Origin of the sequence: Kitasatospora sp. NPDC091257 (assembly GCF_044757675.1) — a bacterium.
Lineage (GTDB): Bacteria > Actinomycetota > Actinomycetes > Streptomycetales > Streptomycetaceae > Kitasatospora > Kitasatospora lactacystinica.
On record NZ_JBIVVI010001117.1, the window covers coordinates 1 to 2,991 of the forward strand.

Below are 2,991 nucleotides of genomic sequence, written 5' to 3' on the forward strand. Positions count from 1 at the left end.
GGTCACGCAGAACCGCCCGCCGAAGGTCTCGGCCGCCCAGGCGAGGACCTCCTGCGCGGAGGCCTCCTCCAACGCGCGCCCGGCCCTCTCCGCCAGCGACGCGTAGTCAGTCGCGGTCATGCAGTCGTCCCCCATTGTCGAAAGCTGTTCCTCGCCCGCCCGGTGCGGCGGGGCCCACGGCTCGGCGGATGCCCGAGGAGTCCGGGGGATCCCGGATCAAGCGGCCCCGTGGCCGGTGGCAGGAAATCCGAACGGGCCGTCTCCTGTGAAGTTCTGACGGCTCAGCGATCGCGCATTGTCATGCAATGTCCACGCCAACAGTTTCAAACTGTTCCCCCCACCCGGCCCGGCGGGTGGTCGGTGCGGCGACCTGGAATGTCGCGGAGTGCTGGAACTCGCACCCGAGCTCGGGCGGGAATGCGTCTGTGGACTTCCCGCCGAATCCCCGCGCGGGGCCCGTGGGCCGATCCGATTCGACCGGGCTCCCCGTGCCCACCTCCCCGTGTCGGGCAGCCCATTCGGTCATGCGGCCGAAACAGAGCATAGATCGCTTCGGTAGGGAGCGCCAGCCGTATCCGCCGGTTCTTTGATCTTGACGGAGCGTCTGATCCGCTGCCGTGGGGCTGGATTCGTGCAGCGTACGGGCGGTGCGACCCCGACCCGACGGTCGTGGCCGGGCCGGGCGGCGGGGGTCCGGGCCCCGGGGGCCGGCGGGGCCGTATGGCGGCAATGCCCGTTTTCTGCATGCTGGCCGTCCTTTCGCACTCTTTCTTCACAGGTGTCGGGGAAGGGGTGGTCTTGCATTTCGCTTGTGAGGAACTCCGACGATGCTTGACGCACCCCTGGCCGCTCATTACGGTGATCATCAATTCAATGGACTCCGGCAGGGTGGGGCGGCGGATCACGCGGCAGCCCGGGCCGGCCGGAGTGCGAAACGGGGGAGTGGTCGAGGGTGGTGTTGTCCATGCGAACGGATATGCCCGGCATCTGCTGAGGCCGCCTCGGGTCGGAGGGTTGAAGGCGCGTTGCCGCCTCCCCTTCCTTTTGTCTGCCCGAGTACTTTTCACTGCCATTCCGGCAGGTTTCCAGTGGTTTCCTTCACGGCTTCAGGTGTGTCACTTCAGGCTGCTCCGAAAGCGGGATAAAGCGTGGCAACAAAGTCTCGTCCGGATTTCTCCGTGTCCATTGTCAATGATGTTCGTGCACGAGCTGACGAGTTTCCGGAGAAGCCGGCGATCATCATGCTGGCCGAGGGGGAGAGCGAGCTCGACCGGCTGTCGTTCGCCGAGTACGACCGCCGCGCCCGGGCGTTCGCCGCGGGGCTCCAGGCCCGCGGCCTGGCCGGCGAGCGCGTGCTCATCCTGCTGCCCCAGGGCGTCGACTACGCCGTCGCCTTCCTGGGCTGCCTCTACGCGCAGGCGATCGCAGTGCCCGCCTTCCCGCCGACCCGGAGCCGCAAGGGGGCCCGGGTCGAAGGCATCGTCGACGACTGCGATCCGCGGCTCGCCGTGGTGGGGGCGGACCGGGTCCGGTCGATGGTCGGTGAACTCCCCTCCTCCTGCGCGGTGATGACGACAAGTGAGCTCACCGCCGCGGACCCGGACGACTGGCGCGAGCCCGAACTCCGCCCGGACGACGTCGGCTACCTCCAGTACACCTCCGGCTCGACGGGGCGCCCGCGCGGTGTGATGGTCACCCACCGGAACATCGTCCAGCAGCTCGACATGCTCGCCGACGGGCTGGAGCTGGGGCCGGACGAGGTGTCGCTGTCCTGGCTGCCGCTCTTCCACGACTTCGGCCTGGTGGCCGGCCTGCTGTTCCCGCTACGGGCCGGTGCGACGAACGTGCTGCTGGCGCCGATCGACTTCGTCCAGGAGCCGTTGCGCTGGCTCGCCGCGGCCACCCGCTACCGGGCCGCGCTGACCTTCGGCCCCAACTTCGCGCTCGACCTGTGCTGCGACCGCATCCGCCCCGAGGACCGCGAGGGCCTGGACCTCTCCGCGCTCCGCACGCTGATGATCGGCGCCGAACCGATTCGCCCGCAGTCGATCGAGCGGTTCGCCGCCGAGTTCGCGCCGTTCCGATGTCGCGCCGACATCTTCACCCCGGCCTACGGAATGGCCGAATCCACGCTCGCCGTGACGGTGCGCCGGCGCGACGAGCCGCTGGGACTCGCCTCCTTCGACATCGAGGAGCTGGGGCGCGGACGGCTGCGGCGCGTGGCGGACGGCGCGCCGGGAAGCCGCCGCCTCCCGAGCAACGGCGACGTCCTGCCGGACACCGGGCTGCTGGTCGTCGACCCGGAGACCCGGACCCCCGTCCCCGACGGGCAGTGCGGTGAACTCTGGCTGAGCGGCGACACCGTGAGCCCCGGCTACTGGCGGAACGCCGAGGCGACCGAGGCCGCCTTCGGGGCCCGTCTGGCCGACGGCAGCGGTCCGTACCTGCGCACCGGGGACCTGGGCGGGCGGCTCGGCCCGCACACGTACATCACCGGACGGCGCAAGGACCTGATCGTGGTCCGCGGTGTCAACCACTACCCGCACGACATCGAGCTGACCGTCGCGGACTCCCACCCGGCCCTCGAACGCGACAAGGGCGTCGCCTTCCCGGTGGAGGACGCCGAGGGCGTCGAACAGCTGGTCGTGGTCAGCGAACTGACCCGGGAGGGATTCCGCGGCGCCGACCGCGACGAGGTCGTCCGCAGCATCCGGCTCGCCGTCGTCGAGGAGCACGGACTCGACCCGCGGACCGTGGTGCTGATCCGCCCGGCCCAGCTCCCGCTGACGTCGAGCGGCAAGGTCCGCCGGCAGGAGTGCAAGCGGCTCTTCCTGGAGGACGGGCTCAAGCCGGTCCACGTTTCCTCCGTGGCGGCCGTCCGCGACACCCCCGCGGACGCCGCGCCGGAGCGCTCCCGGCAGGCCGTGGCCGACTGGCTGACCGAGCGGATCGCCGGTCTGCGCCGGCTCACCCCCCGGGAGGTCCCGCAGG

The 2,991-nt window shown here is 70.6% G+C and carries 1 protein-coding gene and 1 pseudogene; one reads left to right on the plus strand and one right to left on the minus strand.

The features are described 5' to 3' along the window. Positions 1 to 120, minus strand: a pseudogene (locus ACIQOV_RS35125) (phosphoadenylyl-sulfate reductase); the annotation flags it as partial. Positions 121 to 1,241: 1,121 nt separating this feature from the next. On the opposite strand from ACIQOV_RS35125, the gene ACIQOV_RS35130 reads away from it, so the two are divergent. After that, positions 1,242 to 2,991 (plus strand): fatty acyl-AMP ligase (locus ACIQOV_RS35130; protein WP_401054900.1); only part of this gene is annotated, 1,750 nt, incomplete at its 3' end.